Origin of the sequence: Microbacterium sp. AG157, assembly GCF_003385695.1 — a bacterium.
Taxonomy (GTDB): domain Bacteria; phylum Actinomycetota; class Actinomycetes; order Actinomycetales; family Microbacteriaceae; genus Microbacterium; species Microbacterium testaceum.
Genome location: NZ_QRDK01000002.1, coordinates 137451 through 154500, shown reverse-complemented (window position 1 = coordinate 154500; position 17050 = coordinate 137451). Strand labels below are relative to the sequence as shown.

17 protein-coding genes are annotated in these 17050 nt (G+C 69.7%); 5 read left to right on the top strand and 12 right to left on the bottom strand.

What is annotated here, in order from left to right; genetic code table 11:
- Positions 1-29 precede the first annotated feature (29 nt).
- Positions 30-1529, bottom strand: a complete 1500-nt coding sequence (locus tag DEU35_RS06505; protein WP_116238994.1) for an amino acid permease — start codon at positions 1527-1529, stop codon at positions 30-32.
- 170 nt (positions 1530-1699) lie between these two features.
- On the opposite strand from DEU35_RS06505, the gene DEU35_RS06500 reads away from it, so the two are divergent.
- Positions 1700-2047, top strand: a complete 348-nt coding sequence (locus DEU35_RS06500) for an Lsr2 family protein (protein ID WP_103206291.1) — start codon at positions 1700-1702, stop codon at positions 2045-2047.
- A 210-nt stretch (positions 2048-2257) separates the two neighbouring features.
- On the top strand, positions 2258-2596 hold the full coding sequence (locus DEU35_RS06495) for an Lsr2 family protein (RefSeq protein ID WP_116238993.1): 339 nt from the start codon (positions 2258-2260) through the stop codon (positions 2594-2596).
- Positions 2597-2666: 70 nt separating this feature from the next.
- On the opposite strand, the gene DEU35_RS06490 is transcribed toward DEU35_RS06495, so the two are convergent.
- Positions 2667-3740 (bottom strand): Glu/Leu/Phe/Val dehydrogenase family protein, encoded by a 1074-nt coding sequence (locus DEU35_RS06490; RefSeq protein ID WP_116238992.1) that lies wholly within the window; start codon positions 3738-3740, stop codon positions 2667-2669.
- A 207-nt stretch (positions 3741-3947) separates the two neighbouring features.
- On the opposite strand from DEU35_RS06490, the gene DEU35_RS06485 reads away from it, so the two are divergent.
- Complete coding sequence (locus tag DEU35_RS06485; protein WP_116238991.1) at positions 3948-4424, top strand: YbaK/EbsC family protein; 477 nt, start codon at positions 3948-3950, stop codon at positions 4422-4424.
- 119 nt (positions 4425-4543) lie between these two features.
- On the opposite strand, the gene DEU35_RS06480 is transcribed toward DEU35_RS06485, so the two are convergent.
- The 4 genes from DEU35_RS06480 to DEU35_RS06465 all read right to left on the bottom strand — a co-directional run bounded on the left by DEU35_RS06480 (position 4544) and on the right by DEU35_RS06465 (position 9766).
- Positions 4544-6499, bottom strand: coding sequence for a glycogen debranching N-terminal domain-containing protein (locus tag DEU35_RS06480; protein ID WP_103206295.1), 1956 nt, complete (start codon positions 6497-6499; stop codon positions 4544-4546).
- Positions 6496-7329, bottom strand: coding sequence for a carbohydrate ABC transporter permease (locus DEU35_RS06475; RefSeq protein ID WP_246078022.1), 834 nt, complete (start codon positions 7327-7329; stop codon positions 6496-6498). Before DEU35_RS06475 ends, DEU35_RS06480 begins: the two co-directional genes overlap by 4 nt.
- Positions 7330-7406: 77 nt before the next feature.
- Entirely contained in the window at positions 7407-8513 is a 1107-nt protein-coding gene (locus DEU35_RS06470; protein WP_103206297.1) for a carbohydrate ABC transporter permease, read from the bottom strand.
- Between the two features lie 2 nt (positions 8514-8515).
- Positions 8516-9766 (bottom strand): extracellular solute-binding protein, encoded by a 1251-nt coding sequence (locus DEU35_RS06465; RefSeq protein WP_103206298.1) that lies wholly within the window; start codon positions 9764-9766, stop codon positions 8516-8518.
- A 205-nt stretch (positions 9767-9971) separates the two neighbouring features.
- Here DEU35_RS06465 and DEU35_RS06460 point away from each other — a divergent pair, with 205 nt between their 5' ends.
- Positions 9972-10970: a LacI family DNA-binding transcriptional regulator gene (locus tag DEU35_RS06460; RefSeq protein WP_103206299.1), complete on the top strand. Its 999-nt coding sequence runs from the start codon at positions 9972-9974 to the stop codon at positions 10968-10970.
- A 37-nt stretch (positions 10971-11007) separates the two neighbouring features.
- On the opposite strand, the gene DEU35_RS06455 is transcribed toward DEU35_RS06460, so the two are convergent.
- Positions 11008-11781 (bottom strand): IclR family transcriptional regulator, encoded by a 774-nt coding sequence (locus tag DEU35_RS06455; protein ID WP_103206300.1) that lies wholly within the window; start codon positions 11779-11781, stop codon positions 11008-11010.
- Positions 11782-11842: 61 nt separating this feature from the next.
- Here DEU35_RS06455 and hutH point away from each other — a divergent pair, with 61 nt between their 5' ends.
- On the top strand, positions 11843-13417 hold the full coding sequence (gene hutH, locus DEU35_RS06450; protein WP_116238990.1) for a histidine ammonia-lyase: 1575 nt from the start codon (positions 11843-11845) through the stop codon (positions 13415-13417).
- Here the strand turns inward: hutH and DEU35_RS06445 are convergent.
- The 5 genes from DEU35_RS06445 to DEU35_RS06425 form a co-directional block, all read right to left on the bottom strand.
- Positions 13407-13871: a histidine phosphatase family protein gene (locus DEU35_RS06445; protein WP_116238989.1), complete on the bottom strand. Its 465-nt coding sequence runs from the start codon at positions 13869-13871 to the stop codon at positions 13407-13409. The two genes, hutH and DEU35_RS06445, sit on opposite strands and share 11 nt — an antisense overlap.
- A complete protein-coding gene (locus DEU35_RS06440; RefSeq protein WP_116238988.1) occupies positions 13868-14119 on the bottom strand; it encodes a hypothetical protein in 252 nt (83 codons plus the stop codon). The genes DEU35_RS06445 and DEU35_RS06440 overlap by 4 nt, the downstream gene beginning before the upstream one ends.
- Positions 14116-14466: a gamma-glutamylcyclotransferase family protein gene (locus DEU35_RS06435; protein ID WP_258873369.1), complete on the bottom strand. Its 351-nt coding sequence runs from the start codon at positions 14464-14466 to the stop codon at positions 14116-14118. Before DEU35_RS06435 ends, DEU35_RS06440 begins: the two co-directional genes overlap by 4 nt.
- A 77-nt stretch (positions 14467-14543) precedes the next feature.
- Complete coding sequence (locus tag DEU35_RS06430) at positions 14544-15818, bottom strand: DUF445 domain-containing protein (RefSeq protein ID WP_116238986.1); 1275 nt, start codon at positions 15816-15818, stop codon at positions 14544-14546.
- Positions 15818-16978, bottom strand: coding sequence for an acyl-CoA dehydrogenase family protein (locus tag DEU35_RS06425; RefSeq protein ID WP_116238985.1), 1161 nt, complete (start codon positions 16976-16978; stop codon positions 15818-15820). Before DEU35_RS06425 ends, DEU35_RS06430 begins: the two co-directional genes overlap by 1 nt.
- Positions 16979-17050: the final 72 nt, after the last annotated feature.

Here is a 17050-nt window from a genome sequence, read left to right as displayed (position 1 = left end):
CGGGGCGTGGCATCCGGTGCCTGCTCGGGTCATTCCTTCGGTGGAGAGACCACGTTCGGCTTCGTCGGGTCGAGCGAGGCGCCCGTGCCCACGCGGGCGTGGCTGCGCGAGTACGCGAAATAGATCGCGAAGCCCAGGGCCAGCCAGATGAGGAACCGCAGCCAGGTCTCGACCGAGAGGTTGAGCATGAGGTACGTGCAGATCAGCGCCGACAGGATCGGCAGCACGGGGCTCCACGGCACGCGGAAACCGCGTTTGAGGTCGGGGCGTTTGCGGCGCAGCACGATCACGCCGATCGACACGAGCACGAACGCGGAGAGCGTTCCGATGTTGACCATCTCTTCCAGCACGCCGATGGGCGTGACGCCGGCCACGATCGCGACGATCACGGTGACGAGGATCGAGATGACCCACGGGGTGCGGAAGCGCGGGTGCACCTTCGCGAGCGCCCCGGGGAGCAGGCGGTCCCGCGACATGGCGAAGATGATGCGGGTCGCGCCGATCATCAGGGTCAGCACCACGGTCGTCAGACCGGCGACGGCGCCCGCGGCGATGACGGTGGCCATCCACGTCTGACCGTGGAACGCGAAAGCGTTGGCGAGGGCTGCCGAGGGGTTCAGTTCGGAGTAGGGCACCATGCCCGTGACGACGATCGCCACGGCGCAGTACAGGATCGTGCAGATGATGAGCGAGGCGATGATGCCGATCGGCAGGTCGCGCTGGGGGCGCTTGGTCTCTTCTGCCGTGGTCGCCACGACGTCGAAGCCGATGTAGGCGAAGAACACCAGGGCTGCACCGGCCAGGATGCCGCCGACACCGAAGGTGGCGGGCTGCAGGCCCGACAGGAACTGCAGGAGCGGCTGGGTGAGACCCGACGCCGACTCGGTCGGCACGGAGTCCGGCACGAAGGGGCTGTAGTTGGCCGGGTTGATGAACATGATGCCCGCGATGATGACGAAGAGCACGATGAAGAGCTTCACGGCCACGAGAACGAGGTTCACCCGCAGGGACTCCTTGATGCCGAGGGTCATCAGACCACCGAGCACCAGGACGAGCAGAATCGCCGGGAGATCGACGACACCGCCGTAGGAGATCTCCGGCGGAAGGACGATCCCCAGTTGCTGGAGGAAGGTGCCGAGATAAGCACTCCATCCCTGGGCGACGACACTCGCGCCGAGGAACATCTCGAGAATGAGATCCCAGCCGATGATCCAGGCGAAGAGCTCACCCAGAGAGGCATAGGAGAAGGTGTACGCCGACCCCGAAACGGGGACGGTCGAAGCGAATTCGGCGTAACACATGGCTGCCAGACCGCACGCGATCGCGGCGACGATGAAGCTGATCACCACGGCGGGGCCGGCGACGTCATGGGCGGCTCGACCGGTCAGGGTGAAGATGCCCGCGCCGATCACGACGCCGACGCCGAAGACGGTCAGATCGACAGCGCTGAGGGACTTCTTGAGGCGGAACTCCGGCTCATCGGTGTCGGCGATGGATTGCTCCACCGACTTGGTACGGAAAAGGCTCACGCGACGCTTCCTCTGTCTCGAGTGATGTCCTGGGAGCGAACACCACCCGTGGAGGATAGTCCCCCGACGGGCGCCGTGCCTATCCGTTCGGGGGGCTGGACGAGCGCGCCTTTACCAGAATCGACTTATGCGGGAAATTCATCGAATGCGGGTGTAAGGTTTTTCGTATTATGGCTATGAAGCACATCACGCACCTCGTCGACGACCTCGACGGCTCCGTTCTCGAAGACGGACAAGGAAAGCAGATCACCTTCTCCGTCGAAGGTCGCGCTTACGAGATCGACCTCTCCGACCGCAATGCCGACAAGTTCTACTCGGCGATCGCCCCGTTCGTGGATGCCGCTCGTTCGGTGTCCCGCGGCAATTCGGCCGCGCGTCGGCCGCGGGCGGCCCGTCGTTCGAACGACGTCGATCTCGGCGCCGTTCGGGAATGGGCGCGCGCGAACGGACACACCGTCAGCGACCGTGGTCGGGTTCCCGCCACGATTCTCGACGCGTACACCGAGGCCAATTCCTGACCTCTCCCTCTTATCCTCTCGGCCGCTCGCGAAAGCACCGGCCGAGAGGATGTCGGTTCGCCCGCCCCCGTCGTCCGTAGACGCGCGGAAACCGCGGAGGAATGCGGAAGGCTCCCTCGGCGACCGGGGCCGGTGAAAGCGGGCGAGCTGACGGGTGAATTTTGGAAGCGCGGCCCGGAATGCGCCTCGTCGGCGGCATATGGTCGCGGCATGGCGAAAAAGCACATCACCCAGACGATCGACGATCTCGATGGATCGGTCATCGAAGACGGAACGACTCTGACCTTCTCCGTGGAAGGCCGTTCCTACGAAATCGATCTGTCTGCCGAAAACGCCGAGAAGTTCCGCAACGCTTTTCGGCCGTTCATTTCCGCCGCCCGATCGATCGGGTCTTCTTCGACCCTCCCTCGACGCACTCCGCGAGGGCGCGCCATTCCGACCCGCGACCTGGTCGACGTGCGAGCGTGGGCTCAGAAGAATGGGTTTCCGATCAATGATCGAGGACGCATTTCCGCCTCCGTTCTCGCGGCCTACGACGCCGCTCACTGACCCTTTGACGAGAAAGAACCGGATGCCCCCCGCTCGGGTGGCATCCGGTTCTTTTCGTTCGGCCGGTGATCTAGACGAGCGCGGCGCGGCCCGTTCCCGCGGCGAGTCGCTCGGCGGCGAGCCCCTCGGCTGCGGCGAGGGGGGTCACCCCGCGGGTCGCGGCTTCGTCGAAGACGCGGCGGACGGTGTCGCCGATCTCGGCGACCCGCGCCATGATCTCGTCGATGCTGCCGCGCTCCTTGGCCACCAGGTCGAGATAGATGACACCTCCGGCGTTGACGACGAAGTCGGGGGCGTAGAGGATCCCGCGCGCCGCGAGTCGGTCGGCACCGGAGCGATCGGCGAGCGGGTTGTTGGCGGGACCGCATACGGCACGCGCGTCGAGTGCGTCGATGACCTCGTCGGTGAGGACGCCGCCGATGCCCGCGGGGACGAAGACGTCGGCGGGGATGAGATGCGCCTCGCTCGGCTCGACCCAGGCCGCGCCGAGTTCGACGGCGAGGGCGCGCTTGGCGGGGTTCACGTCGGTCACGGTGAGAACGGCGTGCTCGGCGGCCAGGCGCTCGGCGAGACGCCCACCGACCTGCCCGAGGCCGGCGATCGTGATGCGACGACCGGCGACGTCGCCCGTGCCGACGGCGCGCTCGAGGGTCGCGACGAGAGAGGCGTAGACGCCGAGGCTCGTGGGGCCCGCGGGCTCGCCCGAGCCGCCGACGGCGTCGGGCAGACCGACGACGTGCGGAGTGCGCTCGCTGACGACGAGCATGTCGTCGGTCGTCGAGCCCACGTCTTCGGCCGTGCGGTAGAGGCCCCCGAGGCTGTCGACGGCATCGCCGAGGTCGAGGAAGGCGGCTCGCCGCCGGTCGGGGTCGAGCACCGTGCCCTCGGGAAGACCGATCACGGACTTGCCGCCTCCCGCGTCGAGGCCGGCGGCGGCGTTCTTGAGCGTCATCGCCGCCGAGAGGCGCAGCGCGTCGCCGAGCGCGTCGGTCCACGAGGGGTACGTCCACAGGCGCGCACCGCCGAGTGCGGGACCGAGCACGGAGGAGTGCAGAGCCACGGCGACGAGCAGACCGCTGCGTCGCCCCGTGATCACCTCCACGCGTTCGTGCGTGAATTCGGGCAGGGGCAGAGCGTTGGTCATCGCGTTCCTTGTCGTCGGCCGCCTTGTGGGCAGCGCTTCTCGGAGGCCGCGGCGTTGCGACATCCGGCATCCATTCTGACGGGTGAGGCGGTCGGATGCGAGTGCAGCGACGGGGAGCCCGGACGGCGCCACACCATACGACCTCGAGCGGATCGTGTGACGGCGGGCGGGGGCGGGGGACACGCAGACGGACCTAGGCTGGGCGGCATGTCCGACGCCCTCCCCACCCGCAGTCGTCTTGTCGCCGCGTCCCTGCAGGCCGCGGAAATCGACGGTCAGATCGTCGTACTCCCCGATGCCGCATCCACCGCGGCTCTCGCGGCCGCCGCCCTGGGGGTGGACGTCGGGGCCATCGCGAACAGCCTTGTGTTCTGGAGTGACGACGAACCCCTGCTCGTCATGACCAGCGGCGCACACCGCGTCGACACGACGGCTCTGGCCGAGCGGCTCGGACGCAGCGGCATCCATCGTGCCACCCCCGATCAGGTGTTGACCGCCACCGGGCAGCCCATCGGGGGAGTGGCCCCCACCGGGCACCCGCAACCACTGACCACGGTCGTCGACGAGGATCTCGCCGCTTTTCCCGAGATCTGGGCCGCGGGCGGCACCCCGCACACCGTGTTCCCGTTGACGTTCGCCGAGCTCGTGCGGCTGACCGGCGGTACGGTCACGCGGGTGGCGTGAGGTCGCGCGGCGGTCGGCTGTGGACCCAAAGCCACGGGGGTGGCCCGGGGCCACTTCTGGCGCCCCACCGCGGAGGGGGCGCCGGGCGGTGGCGCTCGGGCCACCACCGCCCGGCGGGCTCACTCCCCGGGGGCGGGCGCGAGCGCGGTCAGGCACACCACCGCGGCGGCTGCCGACCACGCCTGGGGCCGGCACGCGGCCGGGTAGGGCGTCGGCACGGACGAGTGTGACCGCGGATCGCCGGCGTGCAGCTCGGGAACGCGGTACCCGAAGCCCTCGGCGGCATCCAGCAGCCCCTCCACCACCGCCCGCGCCGACTCGACGAGTCCCGCGCGCAGCATGCCGTGCGCCGCGATCGCGGTGTCGTGCACCCAGACACTGCCCCCGTGGTAGGACAGGGGCCAATACCCCGCGGCGTCCGTCGACAATGTGCGGATGCCGAAACCGCTCGACATGGTCTCACCGAGCAGCAGCGAGGCGACGTGCACCTCTTCGTCGGAGGAGAGGATGCCGGTGCCGAGAAGATGCCCGATGTTGCTGGTGAGGGAGTCGACGGGGCGCTTGTCGCGGTCGAGCGCGATCGCCGGGTACCGCCCCTCGGGCGTCTCGACCCAGTACGTCGAGGCGAAACGCGTCTTGAGATCGGCAGCCCAGACGCGCCAGAACGAGATGTCGTCGGCATCGGTGGTGTCTCCGAAACGCTCGAGCAGGTCGGCGCCGGCAAGAGCGGCCTCATAGGCGTAGGCCTGCACCTCGCACAGGGCGATCGGTCCTTCGGCGAGGCTGCCGTCGCGCCATTGGACCGAGTCGCCGGAGTCTTTCCACCCCTGATTCGACAGGCCCGTGCCGAGCCGGTCGATGTAGTCGAGGAAGCCGTCGCCGTCGCTGTCGCCGTAGTCGCGGATCCAGCCGAGCGCCCGGCGGAGCGCGGGCAGCAGCTCGCGCACCTCGCCGTCGGGCATGCCGGCACGGTGGGCATCGGCCAGCAGACAGATCCACAGCGGAGTGGAGTCGACGCTGCCGTAGTACTTCGGGGGCAGCACGATGCCCTCACCCGGCATCTCGAGCGCGGAAGCACGCAGTTCGTGCAGGATCTTGCCGGGCTCCTGCGCCGTCTGTGCGTCGTCATCAGTCCCCTGCAGGCGCGCGAGCACGCGGAGGGTGGATGCCGCGATCTCACGGTCCACCGGCAGGGTGAGGCGCGCGGCCCAGATGGAGTCGCGTCCGAACAGGGTGAAGAACCACGGTGCCCCGGCGGCGAAGAATTCATCGAGCGGGTGGTCGGGAAGCGCCAGACGCAGGGCGTCCAGATCGTCGAGGGCCGTCCGCAGCCACCGGGACAGGCGCGCGTCGGGAGCTCCGGCGGCGACGCCCGCGGCATCCCACCGGGCGGGCGCGGTGGCGGAGTCCACGACGAGGGTGTCATCGCGCAGCCTGAGCGACCAGCCGATCTCGACCTCGCCGAACGCGGGCACCTCGACGCTCCAGACGGCGACCACGCCGTCGACGCCGGATGCCACCCGGGCCCCGGGAGCGATCAGTTCGAGCCCCAGAGCGCCGGCGTTGACGCGCGCGCCACCACCGTCGACCGTCACGTCGGTGCTGCGAGCGAGCGCGTGACCGGACTTCACCTCGTGCAACTGCGCGAACTCGGGCTCGACCCGCAGACGCAATGCGGCGCGAACGGGCCGGTCGAGACGCGAGCGCAGGGTCCACGACTCGCTGACGACGCCGTCGGCAACCCGCCGATCACGCAGAAGCCGCACCTTGGGGTCGGGGGTCGTGTCGTCGATCCCGCGCAGGAGCCCGCCGAAGACCACGCGCGACGCTCCGTCGGGAGCGGTCGAGATCCACTCGATCGTGGAATCGTCGCACGACACGGTCAGTGCCCGGACGTGCCGCACGTCGCCGTGGTAGACCCCGTGCACGGCAGCGGAGCCGATGTCGCCCGTGGTGTCGGACCAGACCTGGGTCGGGGCGCGCAGCACGATCAGGGCGTCGTTCAGCAGCGGTTGCAGAGCAGCCGGGGCGACGGCGGTTGCGGCGGGCGGGGTGGTCGTGGGGGCGGTGGTCATTCTTTGACGGCTCCTTCGCTGGCGTTCATGATGCGGCGCTGGAAGATGAAGAACACCACGGCGACGGGAATCGTCATGATGGCCGCGGCCGCGAGTTTGAGGGGGAATTGGCTGCCCTGGCTGAGCTGCCCGCTGGCCAGAGAGGCCACGCCCTTGGTCAGGGTGGTCAGCTCGGGGGACTGGGTGGAGATGACGAAGTGGCTCAGCTCGTTCCACGATCCCTGGAACGACAGGATGACGATCGTGATGAGCGCGGGTCGAGCCATCGGAAGGACGACCGACCAGAAGATGCGAAAGGTCCCCGCCCCGTCGATGCGCGCTTGCTCCTCGACGGACGGTGGGATCGACTCGAAGAAGTTCTTCATGATGAAGACGCCCGCGGCATCAACGAGCAGCGGGAGGATCATGCCGGCGTAGGAGTCGTAGATGCCGAGCTGGTTGATCACGAGGAACTTCGGGATGAGCAGCACGACGGTAGGGACAGCCATGACCGCGATGAGTCCGGCGAAGACGAGACCGCGCCCCCGAAACTGCAGCCGCGCGAGCGCGTATCCGGCGAGCGAATTGAAGAACACGCGCCCCGCGGTGACGAAGACGGTGACCACGACGGAATTGCCGAACCATACAGGGAAGTCGGAGTTGAGGAACAACCGTTCGTACGCCGCCCACGTGAAAGGCTGCGGCGCGAGCGAGATCGGGTCGGCCGCCGCCGAGGCATCCGTCTTGAACGACGTCGCCACCTGTACGAGGAAGGGGTAGATGTAGATGACGGCGAGCACGACCAGAAGGGCGTAGAGGCCGATCTGCCAGCCGAGGGCTTTGCGCGACATGCGGTGCTTCGTCGGCTTCTCGGGTCCGCCGAGGCGCTGTTCGGCGAGGACCGTGGTCTGCGGGGATGCGGTCGCGGTCATCGTCGGGCTGCTTTCGTGTGCACGTCGTATTGGCGGAGGCGCCGCTTCGACACGGGACGATCGCGCAGCACGAACCGCTGCAGGATCGTCAGCGCCACGATGATCACGAACAGCACGAAAGCGATCGCCGCGCCCTGGCCCCACTGCTGCGACAGGAACGCCGAGGAGTAGCTGAGGTAGGCGGGGGTGAGTGTCGTCTTGCCCGGGCCGCCCTGGGTGCCCGTGTAGATCTGGTCGAACACCTGCCAGGTGCCGATGAGGCCGAGGGTCAGCACCGTGAACAGCACGGGCTTGAGCTGCGGAAGGGTGACGCGCCAGAACCGCTGCCAGCCGTTCGCGCCGTCCATCATGGCGGCCTCCTGCACATCGGCACCGATGTTCTGCAGGCCCGCGATGAACAACAGCATGAACGTGCCCGAGGTGGTGAAGACCGCCATGAGGATGAACGCCGACATCGCGACAGACGGACCGGCGAGCCAGTCCCACCACGAGACGCCGAGCAGCGTATTGCCGGTCAGAAACGCGGGGCCGCTGGTCACCCCCACGGCGCCGAGCAGGTTGTGCACGACGCCCGAGGGATCGCTGAACCAGTTCGGTCCATTGATGCCGAGCCACGACAGTACTTCGTTGACGGCTCCGGATGCCGAGAAGAGGAAGAGCCACAGCACGGTGATGGCCACCGAGCTCGTGACCGAGGGGAAGTAGAAGGCCGTGCGGAAGAGCCCCCGGCCGCGGAGGATCGCGCGGTTGACCAGCACCGCGAGAAACAGTGACAGCGCCGTCTGAAGGGGGACGACCAGCAGCACGTACCAGGCGTTGTTGCGCAGCGCCGTGCCGAAGTCGCGCTCGGCGAGACCGCCGCCTGTGGTGACGGCGGCGTAGTTGTCGAGACCGACGAAGCCGACGTTGGGCGAGAAGGGGCTGCCGCGCCCGGTCCAGTCAGAGAAGCTCACCCACAGCGCCATGAGCACGGGGACGAGCAGGAACACGCCCAGGATGATCAGCACGGGGGCGGTGAACAGCCAGCCGGCGGCGGCCTCGCCGCGCCGGATTCCCGGGGAGGAGGATCCGGCGCGACGCGGCGCTGAGGTGAGAGCACTCATGGCTACTTCGTGATGGCCTCGAGGTTGGATTGCGCCGTCTGCAGCAGCGCCTGCGGGTCACCCGTCTTCAGCGACTCCAGCTGGGCGTTGAAGTCGGTGATGACGTCGGCGGCGCCGGCCATGTTCGGCGGGAACTGCGCGTTCTCGGCACCGGAGAGGAACGCCGTGAGATCGGGGTTCGCCGCGCTCCACGCGTCGGCGGCCGACTGGATCGAGGGCATCGGGCCGAAGGCTTTCGAGAACGCCAGCTGCTGGTCGGTGGAGGTCAAGTACTCGACGAGCGAGCGCGCCTGATCCTGGTTGCCGCTGTCGGCGGCCATGCCCCAGCAGTTGGTGAACTGCAGCGTGCCCTTGCCACCGGGACCCGCGGGCAGTTCGGCGACCTGGTACTTCACGCCCGGGTAATCGGCCGACATGGCGCCGGTGATCCAGTTGCCTTCGATGACCATCGCGGCCTTCTGGGTGCCGAACGCCTCGCCGCCCCACCCGGCGCCCACGTCGGACGCGAACGCGAACGTGCCGTCATTCAGGTGCGTCTTGACGTAATTCAGCGCCTCGACGTTCGCGGAGCTGTCCGCCGTGGCCTTGCCGTCGGTGACGAGTCCGCCGCCGGCCTCGGCCATGAAGGCTCCGATGCGCTGGTACTCGGCGCCGAACGCCAGGCCCACGCGGCCGTCGGTGGTGAGCTTCTGGGCGACGGATGCCAACTGGTCCCAGGTCGTGGGGACATCGGCATCCGTCAGCCCTGCCGCCGACCAGAGGTCGGTGTTGATGATGAGGGCCAGGGTCGAGAAATCCTTGGGTGCGCAGTAGAACTTCCCGTCGACGGTGAAGTTGTCGACGAGCGATGGATAGAAATCGTCCTTGTTCGCCAGGTCGTCGCCGTAGGCGGCGATCGAGCCGTTTGCGGCGTAGCCGGCGAGGGCCTCGGGGGCGAGGTAGAAGAGGTCGGGCGGAGACCCGGCCGCGAAGCCCTGAGAGAGTTGCTGGGGGAGGTCGTTGGCGGTCTGGACCTCGGCCTGCACGCCCGACTGCTCGCTCCAGGCGGCGACGGCGTCGGTGACGGCCTTTGTCTCGGCGTCGCCCGACGAGCCGATGAGGAGCCTGAGCGTGCCGCCGCCGGAGGCCTGACCTTCGCCGGGGGTGTCGTTGAAGCCCGACCCGCAGGCCGTCAGGGCCAGGGCGCCGGTGGTCAGCAGTGCGCCGGCTCCGAGCCAGGTTCGCGCCCGGCGGTTGGGGGTGTGCCGTGTCATTGTCTCTCTCCTTCGATGAGGCATGCGACCCCTCCGCAGGTGCTCGGAGGGCCATCTTTTGAACGTTCAAATGACGGTTTGACAACGGTAAAGAACGGCGGGCCTGGCTGTCAAGAGGGTGCCCGGCGTCCTAGGCTGACGATCTGGCCGGACTCGTGGCGGCCCGGTCGGATCTCTCCGGAGCGGACTGAGGGGGAGGGCAGACATGGCGAAGGCGCCCACCGTCGACGACGTCGCGCGTGTCGCGGGGGTCTCCCGGCAGACCGTCTCGAACGTCGTCAACACGCCGGATATCGTCCGCGAAGCGACGCGCCTGAGGGTCGAGGCGGCGATCACCGAGCTCGGCTATCGGCCGCACGCCGCCGCCCGTCGGCTTCGCACGCGACGCAGCTCGACCATCGGCATCCATCTCGATCCCTACGCCGGTGGTATCTCAGGCGTCGTCCTGGACCGCTTCGTGCACGCCCTCACCGAACGTGCGGGAGAACGTGACATGCGCGTCTTGCTCTACGCCGCGCGCACGCCCGAAGAAGAGATCGCCCGCCTCGGCGACCTTCTCGAGGGGGGAGAGGTGGATGCCGTGGTGGTGACCGGAACCTTCCACGGCGACCCCCGCACCGGCTGGCTCGTGGACCGCGGGCTGCCGTTCGTCTCGTTCGGTCGCCCGTGGGGCGAGAACGACGTCGAGGCGCCCGCGCATCTGTGGGTCGATGTCGACGGGGCCGCGGGAACTCGCGCGGCGACGATACACCTGCAGGAGCGGGGCGTACCGCGCATCGCGTTCCTCGGGTGGCCCTCCGGCTCGGGCACGGGTGACGATCGTGAGCGCGGCTGGCGCGAGAGCTCAGCTTCGGGGCCGCGATGGGTCGTTGAAGAGAACGTCGCCGCCGCGCGCGACGTGGTCACAGCGGGCCTGGCGGCCGACCCCGGCGTGCGCGGCATCGTCTGCGCGAGTGATTCGCTCGCGATCGGCGCGCATCTCGCCGTGACCTTGGCTGGTCGCCCCGATGTCGCCGTGATCGGTTTCGACAACACCCCCGCCGTCGAAGCGCTCGGGCTCTCGAGCGTGGAGCAGTTGCCCGAGAGGGTGGCATCCGGCGCCCTCGATCTGCTCATGGGCGAGAACGGCACGGTCGTCGCGCCGCGCGCCGCGACGGCCGGGGCCGCCCACGTGCTCGTGGAGCCGCGGCTGGTGGTGCGCTGAGGCGCCACGGTCCTGCCCGGTACTGAGCGGCGCGCGACTAGGCGGGGTGGCCGATGCGTCGGGCGAGCTCGGCGGCAGTCGCGGATGCCGCGGACGCCAGTGCTTTCGCATCACGCTCGGCCCCGTCGGCGGGCCACGTGATCGCCACGGCCGCGGCGGGCCACCCGGCGTGATCGAGCACCGCGGCGGCGACGGAGCGGAATCCGGGGGTGATCTCGCCGTCCTCGCTCGCGTGACCCGCTGCCCGAACCTCGCGGAGCAGCTCGCGCAGGTCACGCGGCGTGGCGGGGCCCGCGTCGTGGCGCAGCGTGAGGGCGGTGGCATCCGGGAACAGTGCCCGAACCTGCTCGCGGGGGAGCGCGGCGAGCATGGCCCGGCCCGTCGCGGTGAGATGCGCGGGGAGGCGGACGCCCACATCGGTCACGAGCGCGGGGCGGCGCGGGGCGCGTTCCTCGACGATGTAGAGCACGTCTCGCCCGGCCAGCACGGCGAGGTGTGCCGATTCGCCGACGCGGTCCGACAGCCCCGCGAGCAGCGGCCGACCGAGGCGGGCGAGCGGCTGTTGCCGGGCGTAACCGCCGCCGAGCTCGAAAGCCGCCGTCCCCAGGCCCCAGCGCCGGTCGCCCGGAAGGTGCACGACGTAGCCGTGCTGCTCGAGAGTCGCGAGCAGGTGGTAGGTGCTGGAACGGGGGATCCCGAGCGCGGTCGCCATCGACTGCGCGGCCATCGGCCCCGGTTGCCGCGCGAGCAGCGAGAGGATCCGCAACGTCTGGTCGGCGGCGGGGACTTGAGGGCGGGGTTTGTCTGGCATGACAGACACAGGATGCCAGATCCCCCGCATTCCGTATCGCCCGAGGCGATGGAATCGGCGTATGAACGCACGCGTCACCGTCGGAGCCAGCCCCCTCACCCCGCGCGAGGTCGTCGACGTCGCCCGCCACGATGCCCGGGTCGGCGTGGACGCCGACGCTCTGCAGCGGGTGGCCGACACACGGGCGCTCATCGAGGGGCTCGCCGACGACCCGCAGCCGCACTACGGCATCTCGACGGGCTTCGGCGCCCTCGCGACGACCTTCATCGCCGAGGACCGCCGGGCGCAGCTGCAGGCGAGCCTCATCCGCTCGCACGCCGCCGGAACCGGCGCCGAGGTCGAGCGCGAGGTGATCCGCGCCCTCATGCTGCTGCGCTTGCAGACCCTCGCCACCGGGCGCACCGGCGTCCGCCCCGTCGTCGTCGAGACCTACGCCGCCCTGCTGAATGCGGGGATCACCCCCGTCGTGCGCGAGTACGGCTCGCTCGGCTGCTCGGGCGATCTGGCTCCGCTGTCGCACGTCGCCCTGGCCGTCATGGGTGAGGGCGAGGTGCGCGATGCGTCCGGGGAGCTTCGGGCAGCCGCCGACGCGCTCGCTGCGGCGCACATCGCCCCCGTCGCCCTGCGCGAGAAAGAGGGCCTCGCCCTCATCAACGGCACCGACGGCATGCTCGGCATGCTGCTGCTCGCGCTTCACGACCTCGAGATGCTGTTGACGACGGCCGACGTCTCGGCCGCGATCTCGATCGAATCGCAGCTGGGGACGGATGCCGTGTTCGCCGCCGACCTCATGGCGTTGCGTCCGCAGCTCGGCCAGGCCGACTCGGCGGCGAACCTGCGCGCGTTCCTCGCCGATTCGCCGATCGTCGCGAGTCACCGCGGCCCCGAGTGCACGCGCGTGCAAGACGCCTACTCCCTGCGGTGCGCCCCGCAGGTGCACGGCGCCGCGCGCGACACGATGACGCACGCCGTCCTGATCGCCGAACGCGAGCTGGCCTCCGCCGTCGACAATCCCGTCGTCACGGTCGACGGACGCGTCGAGTCCAACGGCAACTTCCACGGCGCCCCCGTCGCCTACGTGCTCGACTTCCTGGCGATCGCGGTGGCCGACGTCGCCTCGATGTCGGAGCGGCGCACCGACCGCGCTCTCGACGTCTCGCGCAGCAACGGTCTGCCGCCTTTCCTCGCCGACGAGGTCGGAGTGGACTCGGGGCTGATGATCGCCCAGTACGCCGCGGCCGGCATCGTGTCGGAGCTCAAGCGCCTCGCCGCCCCCGCCTCCGTCGACTCGATCCCGTCGAGCGCCATGCAGGAGGACCACGTCTCGATGGGCTGGGCCGGGGCCCGCAAGCTGCGCCGCGCCATCGACGGGCTCGCTCGGGTGCTGGCGATCGAAGTGCTGACCGGATGCCGGGCCCTCGATCTTCGCGCTCCGCTTCAGCCGGCGGCGGCCACCGGAGCCGTCCGTGCTCTCGTCCGGGAGCACGTGCGGGGCCCTGGCCCCGACCGCTTCGTCTCGCCCGAGATCGAGGCCGTGACCGATCTGGTCGCCTCGGGAGCGGTCGCCGATGCCGCGCGGGCCGCCGCCTCTCGCGGGCAGAGTCGTCGGGTGCCCTCGGACGGACCTACGGGGTGAGCAGCTCGAACTCGTCGGGAGGGGTGGCGTCGACGTCGTCCCACGTGCCGTCGTGCCACGTGAAGATGGCCACGGCGCACGTCACCATCCGTTCGTCGCGATCGGCGAGCCGCGACACGAGCGCGCTCATTCCGGGATCGTGGGCCACGACCATCACCTCGTCCACGCCGGCGCCACGCGCGGCGGCGAGGATGCGTGCGGGCTCGGCCAGGTAGAGCTCCGCCTGCTCGGTAATCGGGGCCTCGAACGCGCGGGCGAAAGCATCAGCCGTCTGGCGGGCGCGACGCGCCGTGCTGGAGAGGATCACCTCGGGTCGAACGCCTTTTCTCACGACGGTCCGGGCCATCGCCGGGGCGTCGCGGACGCCGCGGGTGTTGAGCGGGCGGTCGTGATCGTCGAGGCCGTCTTCGGTCCAGTCCGATTTCGCGTGCCGCGCGAGGATGAGTTGAATCATCGTCTTTTCGCCAATCCTGCCGGGGGCTGGGGAACGCACTGCGCGGCCGGTCGCGCTGTGCGAGCTGCGGGGGCGCCCGCGGCGGTATGTGCCTCGATGAGGTCGGCGTTCGCGACGCTCGGGACCGGAGCACACCGGCGCACGGGCGCGCTCGAGTCCCGGGCGACCAGTCCGTCGATGCCCGTCGCGCGGTATCCGGGGGTGATCGAGCGGTCGGACGCCTCGACGGCGAGGGAGAGGGCGCTCATGTGGCCACGTACACCCAGGCGCGGATGCCGCTGACGAGAACGACCGAGGCGCGGCGGTAAAGCGACACCTCGTACTCGTCGGCGGCGTCGAGTTCATCGGGCGTCAGGCGCAGCACGCGACCGAACACGCGGTCGCGAGTGTCGTCCGTGCGGCGGAGGATCGGGTGCCGGTCGAGACCCGAGAGCGCGGCGACGTGTGCGTCGGAGATATCGGTCCAGTCAAGCCGGTACCCCGCGAGGGCGTCGTCGTCGCCGTCGACGCGGTGGCCGAAGGTGTCGAGCTGCACGTCGGGCAGCTGAAGCGTCCCGTACGTGAAGAGGGACTCCGTGCCCGAACCGTCGCTCACGCGCACAACGCTACTCACGTGCCGGCCGCGCGGGGCGGCGAGATGTGCGACGTTTCGGCCAGGTCTTGCGCGAACCGTCATGATCCCCACACGAGGTGCGCGACGGTGAAGATGACCAGGCCCGCCAGGGCACCGACGATCGTTCCGTTCAGGCGGATGTACTGCAGGTCGCGGCCGACCATGAGTTCGATCTTCTCGGTGGTCTCTTCGGCGTCCCAGCGCTCGACGGTGTCGGTGATGATCGAGGCGATGTCATGGCGGTAGCGTCCGACGACGAAGACCGCCGCGTCGGTGACCCATCCGTCGACGCGCTTCTGCAGGGCTTCATCGCGTTGCAGACGGCCGCCGACCTCGGCGAGGGCCGCGGCGGCGCGGCGACGCAGAGCGCTCTCGGGGTCTGCGAGCGACCGCAGCAGTCCGGCCTTGGCAGTGTTCCAGGCGTCGGCCGCCAACTGGCGCACGCGCGGACTGTCGAACACCGCGGCCTTGGCTTCTTCGAGGCGGACCATCGTCGCGGGGTCGTGCTGCAGGCTGTCGGCGAGGCGACCGAGGTACCCGTCGATCGCCCCCCGCGCCTGGTGGTTCGGATCGGTCCGAACGGCGTCGACGAATTGCACGGCCTCGCGGTAGACGGTGTCGTCGACGAGACGGGCCGCCATGCCGGGAACCCACGACGGAAGCCGTCGTGAGACGAGTCCCTGGAACGTGTCGCGGTTGTTCCCGAGCCAGACCGCGATGTTGTCGAGGGCCAGATCGACGGCGCCGTGATGGGCGCCCGAGCCGACGACGCGTTCGAGCCAGCCGCCGATGGAAGGACCCCAGTCGGGGGAGAGCAGGTGCTCGCGGGCCAGGTCTTCGATCAGGCCCTGCACGTCGTCGTCGCTGAGCGCGGTGAGGATGCTCGTAGCGAGCGTCGCCCCCTCGGCCGCGACGCGATCGGCGTGTGTGGGATCGGCGAGCCAGGCCCCGGCACGAGCCGACAGGGGGGTCGACTCGAGCTTGGTCCGCACGACATCGCCCTCGAGGAAGTTCGTCTCGACGAACTCGCCCAACTGCCGCCCGATCTCGTCTTTCCGGCGCGGGATGATCGCCGTGTGCGGGATCGGCAGCCCGAGCGGGTGCCGGAAGAGCGCGGTGACCGCGAACCAGTCGGCGAGGGCGCCGACCATTCCGCCCTCGGCCGCGGCGCGGACGTACTGCAACCACTCGACCTCGCGCTGGAGCGAGAACGAGACGGCGAAGACGATGGCCATCGCGATGAGCGCGCCGAGCGCCACACCCTTCATCACGCGCAGGGCGCGGCGACGCTCCTGATCGGCCGGGCTCAGCGCCCGGGTGGGTGTGCGCGGCATCAGTCGGTCACCGGGCCGAGCCACGCCGCCGCGGCGGTCGCGTGTGCGGACTCGGAATCGGAGGGGTGGAACATGCCGGCGAGCACGTCGCGGTACAGGCGGCTGAGTTCGTTGCGCGAGAAGTACGCCGAACCGCCGCCGACGAGGATCGCGTCGTCGACGACCGCCTTCGCCATCGCGACGGCACGGTACTTCACGCCGGAGAGCAGCGTGAACCACCGACCACCGTGATCGGTCAGGGTGTCCACGTCGGAGGCGAGCTCCGCCAGCTGCGGCGGGAGCGCGTCGTACGCGAGTGCCATCTCGGCGATGCGCCACCGGATATCGGGGTCGTTGGCGTACGTCGTGCCCGTCTTCTTCGACCGTCGCGAGGTCGCGGCCTCGACGGCCAGGTCCAGTGCACGCCTCGCGATGCCGGTGTAGACCGACGCGAGCAGGATCTCGAAGACCGCGAAGATCCCGAACACGAGGGGGTCGGGCTGCGGGCCCGGGTCGAGGCGACGCACGACTCGGTCCGCGGGCGCGTGGGCCCCTCGGAGTTCGGTCGTGTGACTCTGCGTGCCGCGCATGCCCAGGGTGTCCCAGTCGTCACGGGTCACGATCTCGTCGCTGCGGTCGAGGAACGCGAACACCATCTTCGGACCGTCGGGCGAGGTCTCGTCGAGCCCGTGCACACCGAGGTGGTTCCACACGGGGGAGAGGGAGGTGAAGATCTTCGTCCCCGTGAACGTGTAGCCGCCCTCGCCATCGGGGCGCGCCTCGGTGTCGCTGCCGAACAGCACGAGATCGTTGCCGGCCTCGCTGATGCCGAAGGCGAACACCTCGCCCGCCGCGGCGCCGCGCTGAACGAACGCGAGATCGTCGATGCCGCGATCGAGCAGCACTTTGGCGACTCCCGTCCACACCAGGTGCATGTTGACGGCCAGGGCCGTGGCCGGGGCCGCACCCGCGAGACGCTGCTGCAGGAGCGACGCGTCGGCGAGGCTCAGGCCCGCCCCACCGAGCTCGGCCGGCACCAGGATGCCGAGATACCCGGTCGCCCGGAGCTCGTCGAGGTCGTCGCGCGGGAAGGTGTTCTCGCGGTCGTGCACGACGGCGCGCTCGCGGATGCGTGCGAGCAGGTCGTCGGGAAGGTACCGAGCCGGGTCGAACGAGGTCATGGCATCCATTCTGCTGGGCACCGCCGACATTGCGCGCCGGGGTGGCACCGCCCCGGAAATGGCGTATGCGAG